This window comes from Bradyrhizobium sp. Mp27, from assembly GCF_029953005.1.
Lineage (GTDB): Bacteria > Pseudomonadota > Alphaproteobacteria > Rhizobiales > Xanthobacteraceae > Bradyrhizobium > Bradyrhizobium barranii.
Map to the genome: position 1 here is coordinate 1 of NZ_JASAUS010000268.1, position 6,198 is coordinate 6,198.

5 protein-coding genes and 1 pseudogene are annotated in these 6,198 nt (G+C 58.5%); 5 read left to right on the forward strand and 1 reads right to left on the reverse strand.

What is annotated here, in order from left to right; translation table 11 throughout:
* Positions 1-221 precede the first annotated feature (221 nt).
* Positions 222-473, forward strand: a complete 252-nt coding sequence (locus tag QJT78_RS47480) for a helix-turn-helix domain-containing protein (protein ID WP_011084786.1) — start codon at positions 222-224, stop codon at positions 471-473.
* Positions 473-1,792 carry a type II toxin-antitoxin system HipA family toxin gene (locus tag QJT78_RS47485; RefSeq protein WP_011084785.1) on the forward strand — a complete coding sequence of 440 codons (1,320 nt, stop codon included), beginning with the start codon at positions 473-475 and terminating at the stop codon, positions 1,790-1,792. Before QJT78_RS47480 ends, QJT78_RS47485 begins: the two co-directional genes overlap by 1 nt.
* Before the next feature lie 251 nt (positions 1,793-2,043).
* Here the strand turns inward: QJT78_RS47485 and QJT78_RS47490 are convergent.
* Positions 2,044-3,038 (reverse strand): annotated as a pseudogene (locus QJT78_RS47490) (IS481 family transposase).
* A 213-nt stretch (positions 3,039-3,251) separates the two neighbouring features.
* Here QJT78_RS47490 and QJT78_RS47495 point away from each other — a divergent pair.
* The 3 genes from QJT78_RS47495 (at position 3,252) to QJT78_RS47505 (ending at position 5,241) form a co-directional block, all read left to right on the forward strand.
* Positions 3,252-3,617, forward strand: coding sequence for a Nif11-like leader peptide family natural product precursor (locus QJT78_RS47495; protein ID WP_011084781.1), 366 nt, complete (start codon positions 3,252-3,254; stop codon positions 3,615-3,617).
* A 90-nt stretch (positions 3,618-3,707) separates the two neighbouring features.
* A complete protein-coding gene (locus tag QJT78_RS47500; protein WP_224516873.1) occupies positions 3,708-4,802 on the forward strand; it encodes a radical SAM family RiPP maturation amino acid epimerase in 1,095 nt (364 codons plus the stop codon).
* Between the two features lie 46 nt (positions 4,803-4,848).
* Positions 4,849-5,241, forward strand: a complete 393-nt coding sequence (locus QJT78_RS47505; RefSeq protein WP_011084778.1) for a hypothetical protein — start codon at positions 4,849-4,851, stop codon at positions 5,239-5,241.
* Positions 5,242-6,198: the final 957 nt, after the last annotated feature.

Genomic DNA, 6,198 nt, shown 5'->3' on the forward strand with positions numbered 1-6,198 from the left:
GCGTTCGCGGTTGAAGGTGATGGGGTGGCTTCGCAACCGAATCCTACGCCGCATCAGCGCTTTACACCACGCTCGCCAGCCTCTCAGGCGCCCTCTCGCGAATAAGACGGGTTAGCTTTTTAGTAATTTCAATATGCCTAGTATACGCGAAAGCGTATGATCTGTAGATATTCGCGGTCGCGTATATTGACAAATTATACGCGTTTGCGTATCATGCCTTTATGGATACGATTGCCCGCACCCCCCAGCAAATCGGCGCCGGGATCAGGCGCTACCGGCGGCAGAAGAAGCTCACCCAGGGGGACCTCGGTGAGAAGATGCATGCGCGTCAAGCGACGGTCTCGAAGCTGGAGGCCGGTGAACCTGCAACGCAGCTGCGCATCTTGATGGATGCGCTGGCCGCGCTCGACCTCGAGCTGGTCATCCGGCCGCGCACCAAATTGACGGCTGAAGCGATTGAGGATCTGTTCTGATGGCGCGTCGCCCTGCCCGTGCGCCGCTCAACGTCTACCTCAACGCACGGCTGGTCGGGCGGCTGCGGCGCGAGAGCAGTGGCGCAATCGATTTCCAGTATGACAAGCAGTGGCTCGCGTGGGAAAATGCCATCCCCGTTTCCGTGTCGCTGCCATTGCGGGAGGATCGTTATATCGGCGATCCCGTCGTCGCTGTTTTTGACAATCTTCTGCCCGATAATGACGACATCCGCCGACGCGTCGCCGAACGCGCGCATGCTGATGGCGCCGATGCTTACAGCCTGCTCTCCGCCATCGGCCGCGATTGCATCGGGGCGCTGCAATTCCTTCCCGACAGTGCCGCACCCGGGGGCGCCGGCGCCATTGATGGCCGCGCCGCTAGCGATCAGGAGATCGCCGCCATTCTCGGCAACCTTGCCAGCAATCCGCTCGGCATCGGCCCCGACCAGGACTTCCGCATTTCTCTCGCGGGCGCGCAGGAAAAGACAGCGCTGCTTTACTGGAAAGACAAGTGGCACGTGCCTCATGGCACGACCGCAACTACGCACATTATCAAGCCGCAGATCGGGAAGTTGCCGAACGGAATCGACCTGACCGGCAGCGTTGAAAACGAGCATCTGTGCCTTGAGCTGGTTGCGGCACTCGGCTTGCCTGTCGCCAAATCAAGCATCATCGATTTCGCCGGGCGCCGCGTGCTCGCAGTTGAGCGGTTCGATCGCATCTGGACGCGCGACGGCCGCCTGTTGCGGCTGCCGCAGGAAGACTGCTGCCAGGCGCTGTCCGTTCCACCCGCGCGAAAGTATGAATCCGATGGCGGACCCGGCATCCGCAAAATCTCGGATTTCCTCAAGGGCAGCGATACGCCTGAGGACGACCAGGCCATTTTCTTCAAGGCGCAGATCGTGTTCTGGCTGCTTGCCGCCACCGATGGCCACGCGAAGAATTTTAGCATTCATTTGGCGCCGGGCGGTCGTTTTCATCTTGCACCGCTTTACGACATCATTTCGACCCAACCGAGCTTGGACGCTGGACAGATCAGCCAAAACCAAATGAAGCTGGCCATGGCGATCGGCAGCAACCGGCATTACATCGTCCACACGGTTCTCGGCCGACATTTCGTGCAGACTGCGAAAAGCTGCGGTCTACCCGACAAAACAGTCAAGGTTGTCATCCAGCAGCTCGGCGATACAGCCGCAAAGGCCATAGATCAGGTGCTGAATGCGCTTCCAAAAGGATTTCCGGAGAAGATGGCCATATCGATTGCTGATGGCGCAAAGCGCCGTGTGAATTCGCTGGCTGTGCTCAAGAGTAGTGAATGATCGCCGGTTTGCGCAAGCGTACGATGACCTCCGTGAACGGTGGCAGGAAGACCGGATCTACCAAACCAAACCTGGAAGCTGCCTACCAGAGGAGCAGCAGCGCGATCAGCAACAGGGAGCGTTGCCCGAAAGCAGCCAACCAGCGGCTCAAGAAACGGGCCCGGTTCAAGAACGGCGATTGCCGCTCTCCTTCGACGGCGAGCGGCCCGCGCCGTCCGTATGCAAGCTCCAACAGCGACTGCGTTTCCAAACTAGGTGTTTAGTCCCGGCATTTGCTGGAGCGGATTAAGTTTGAATCGTTCTGGCTGGGAAGTCCAGCATTTGCAGATGTATTCGTAGGGCGTGAGGCCCTTCAGGGTCTTCAGCCGGCGAGCGAAGTTGTAGGCGCGGACGAAGTCGGCGAGGTGGCTGCGCAACTCGTCATGCGTGTCGTAGTGGAAGCGCTTGACTGTGGCCTCCTTGATGGTGCGGTTCATCCGCTCGACCTGGCCGTTGGTCCAGGGATGCTTAGGCTTGGTCAGGCAACGATCGATATCATTGCGGGCGCAGGCCACCTCGAAGGCATGAGCCCAAAATGGTTGCTTTCGTTCGATCATGGCTTTGATATCGGCCACAGTCCAACTCCCACCGCTTGGGTCGGTGAGTGGGTGCCGTTGTCCGTCAGAACGGTGTGGATCTTGTAAGGGACTGCCTTGATCAAGTTCCGCAAGAAGTCGGCTGTGACACTCGTGGCTTTTCGTGCAACTCGGTGAAGGCGCACTTCGAGGTTCGATCGATTGCGACGAAGAGATAAAGCCCTCCCATCGCGGTGCGAACCTCGGCGATGTCGATGTGGAAGTATCCGAGATAGCTTTTGAACTTGCGCCTTACGCCCTTGCCATCCTCCACGTCGGAAGCCGTGAGATGCCATGGCGCTGAAGACAGCGATAAAGCGATGAGCGTGTCAGATGCGGGATTGTCGCCTGGAGAGCATAAAGGCAGTCATAGTCATCCAGCGGCAGCAGCGCATGCTTGCAAAAGGCGACGATGATGGCCTCCTTCTCAAGCGACAAACTGGTGGATTTTGGCTCTCTCGGGCCGGTCGGAAGATCGGCCACCGAACCGCGCTTCTTCCATTTTGCGACGGTCTTCGGATTGATCCATAACGCTTGGACAGCGCCCCCAGGCTCTCTTGACTATTTTGTATTGTTCGACGGATTGCCTCCGTCGTTGTGGCGCAGCCGTGAAGAACCTGCTCCGTTTGGATACTGTCAACGAAAACCTCGTCCCGCGTAGCGGGCCGATTGTCAGTTCGGCAACAAAGTGTCACCAAGTGGACGATACGCAGGGTCAGAAAAACGAAAAATCAGCAATCTTCAATTCGGCACGCCTCTTGCCCTGTTAACGGCGTCGGCACCAATCGCTTGTGAGCCCGAGATGGATGATTTGGCGACTTTGAGCAAAGGCACGGAGACTGGCTGTGTCGCGAACTGACGTAGAGCGATTCGTCAACGATCTGGGGAACGACGGTGGTCTGCTTGAACGCGTAAAACCAATTGCTACCGGCCTTGCATCGATTGTCGCGATCGGAAAGAGCCTCGGCTACAGCTTCACACCTGATGAAGCTAAAAGTTGCATTCGAGCTCGACAGAAGTTGACGACTAAACCGCTCGCCGGTGGCACTTTTAATTCGAGTGATACGATCTCGACCGGCGCTGTTCAGGCCCTTGCAGAGGTGGCCACGAGCGGCGCGCAAGCCGCGGAAGCGGCCTCTGACCACGCCACAGCAGTTGAGCCCGTTGCAGTTGTTGTGGTTGTTATTGTAGCGGTCGTGGCCGAGGTCTGACATGCCTTCGCTCTGACCGCATCGGGTGGTTGCTCGAGGAGGCGATGAAGTGCGATGAAGTGCGATGAAAACATGAAGTAAGCTTCGTCAATGACACACGCTGCCGCCGAGCACTACCGACAGATTTTTGACCGGCGTACCCCGGAGCAACTGCGCACGCTATCGCATCTCAAACGCTTCATGGAGCGGTTAGTCGGTGACGAGGAGTTCCGCAGGGCGCTTGCGGAGGCAATCGCCACCCCTCGAGCGGTAACAGAGCGGTACGGCATCAATGTGGATCCAATGGAGGTGCTGCCGCTCTGGCGCGGTGGCTACCAACAATACCGCTTCAAGCCGGAGTCTGCGCCGTGGCCGCTGGCTGTGATGTGGGATGAGTATCTCCGCGAGATGATGCGTCATCGCGACCTCTTGCGCGACGAAGGCGAGATGTCGACGATCAATCCTCGCTTTCATGCTTGGCGCGAGCGGCAAATCCGGCGCTGCAATGACCAATTGGGCGTGTCGGCGGCGTCGCTCACGCACCCCATAATCGCTTTCGAGCTAAGCGAAGGCTGCAGCGTCGGTTGTTGGTTCTGTGGCCTCTCGGCCGATCGCTTTACAGGCTATTACGACTATAGCAAAGAGCATGCAGCGCTTTGGCGGGGCGTGGTTGGTGTCGCGAGCGAAATGTTTGGTTCTGCAGTCCGCACGGGCTTCTGCTACTGGGCCACAGATCCTATGGACAACCCACACTACGATCGCTTTCTGTTCGACTACTATCAGATTACGGGCGCGTTACCGCAAACAACAACCGCAGCCCCACTCAAGGATCCGGCACTCACCAGGCACGTGCTCGGGCTCTTCAATCTATATCGCACGACGACGAATCGTTTCTCCGTGCTGAGCAGGGCCCATCTTAATCAGATTCACACGGCCTTTTCGCCTGAGGAGTTGCTAGGAGTCGAACTCATCCTGCAGGGCAAGGAGGCGCAGACAGCAAAGGCCATGGTCGGGCGCGCGCGCGAGCGGAAGGAGAAGCGCAGGGGCGCTAACAAGGACGGTGCAATCGCCTTTCTGGAACGCAATCACACGACGATCGCCTGCGTTTCCGGCTTCCTCGTAAATATGCGGCAGGGGCGTTTACGACTGGTGACGCCGGTGCCGGGTAGCGATCGCTGGCCTCTCGGGTACCCGCATTCTGGGTGAACGCTTCTTCAGCACGCCTGACGGTTTCCGGGGCGGGCTGCAGAGCATGATCGAACAGTATATGCTCGAGAGCCCAGCCCATGACCTGCCGATCCGCTTCCGCAGGGACCTGCAATATAAGGCAGGGAACCGGTGCTTTCATCTTCGCTCACGCAACATGGAACACCGCGTGCTCGACGACATCGCCCCGATTTCCGTTGGCCCTTTGATCGCGGACGGCAACTGCACAATGTCGGAGCTGGTTATTCGGGTCGCAGCTGACGGAACAACCCTCCTTGGGGTCGCCGACTTGCTCGATCAGTTGTACATGACCGGGCTGATCGAAGAAGACCTCGACGACTGCTTCATCTGGCAGACCGGTGACTGGACGACGAGGCGCATCGAAGGAGTCAAACACGCGTCCTCCCATACGGGTGCAGATTGTGCCGATTCGCATTGAGGCACTACTTAGCCTCAAGCGACAGCAGCATCCCACCATCCAGCAGTGCTGAGCGCGATGACATGCCGCTCCGCATCCACGGTCCCTGGCTTCGTGGCGTGCACAACCGGCGTGACAAAAGAAGACCAGCGGGGTTCCGCGCTTGCGGCTTCGAGCCAAGCCCTCATTTCGGGCATCAGCGGTGCACGACTGGGACGCACGCGGTTAAGTCGAGAATGGCTTGCCCCGCCCAGTGGTCAATCAAATGGTTCTGCCAGACGACGGTGCCGCTGGTTCCGGAGAGGTCGTGGCTTTTCGTGGCGCGCCACTGCAACTTGCACTGGCGGTGATCCCTGCTAGCGGACGACGACGCGCCTGAAACTTTGATAGGTCCATGTGAATGACGACGTCAGTCCGTTCATCAATGATGAAAAACAGCGAGTCGCACTCGAGGGTGGCGCCGCTAAATACCAGAGCGGAGCCGCGTGCAGGCAATTATTCCCCGTTCGGCTCCAGCACTCTCTGCTTGCTCATGCCGTCCAGTCGCCGGGCAACGAACGTGACGCGGAAATCGTGGCTCGAAGCGGGCTGCCCACTAGCCGAATTAGCGACTTCATGTTCACGGCTCCGGTCAGGAGTCGCGCAGAATTCACTTTGCCGTCCGGCGCATGAGACTATGGCATGGCGAACGCACCTGTGCGCACATCATGAATAACGTGGAATGATTATGAGTATCGCTGTGCCAATCGTCCTAGTCAACATGCCTGTGTCGGCAGTCGAAAGGCCGTCACTGGCGCTTGGTCTGCTGAAATCAGCGCTGACCCAGGCTGGACTGCAATCCACCATAGCATATGCCAACATCTGGTTTCTAGCCCGTCTTATTCGTAAGAGTGCGCCTGAGGGGTAAAGCGCTGATGCGGCGTAGGATTCGGTTGCGAAGCCAACCCCATCACCTCCAACCGCGAACGCCACGCCCGC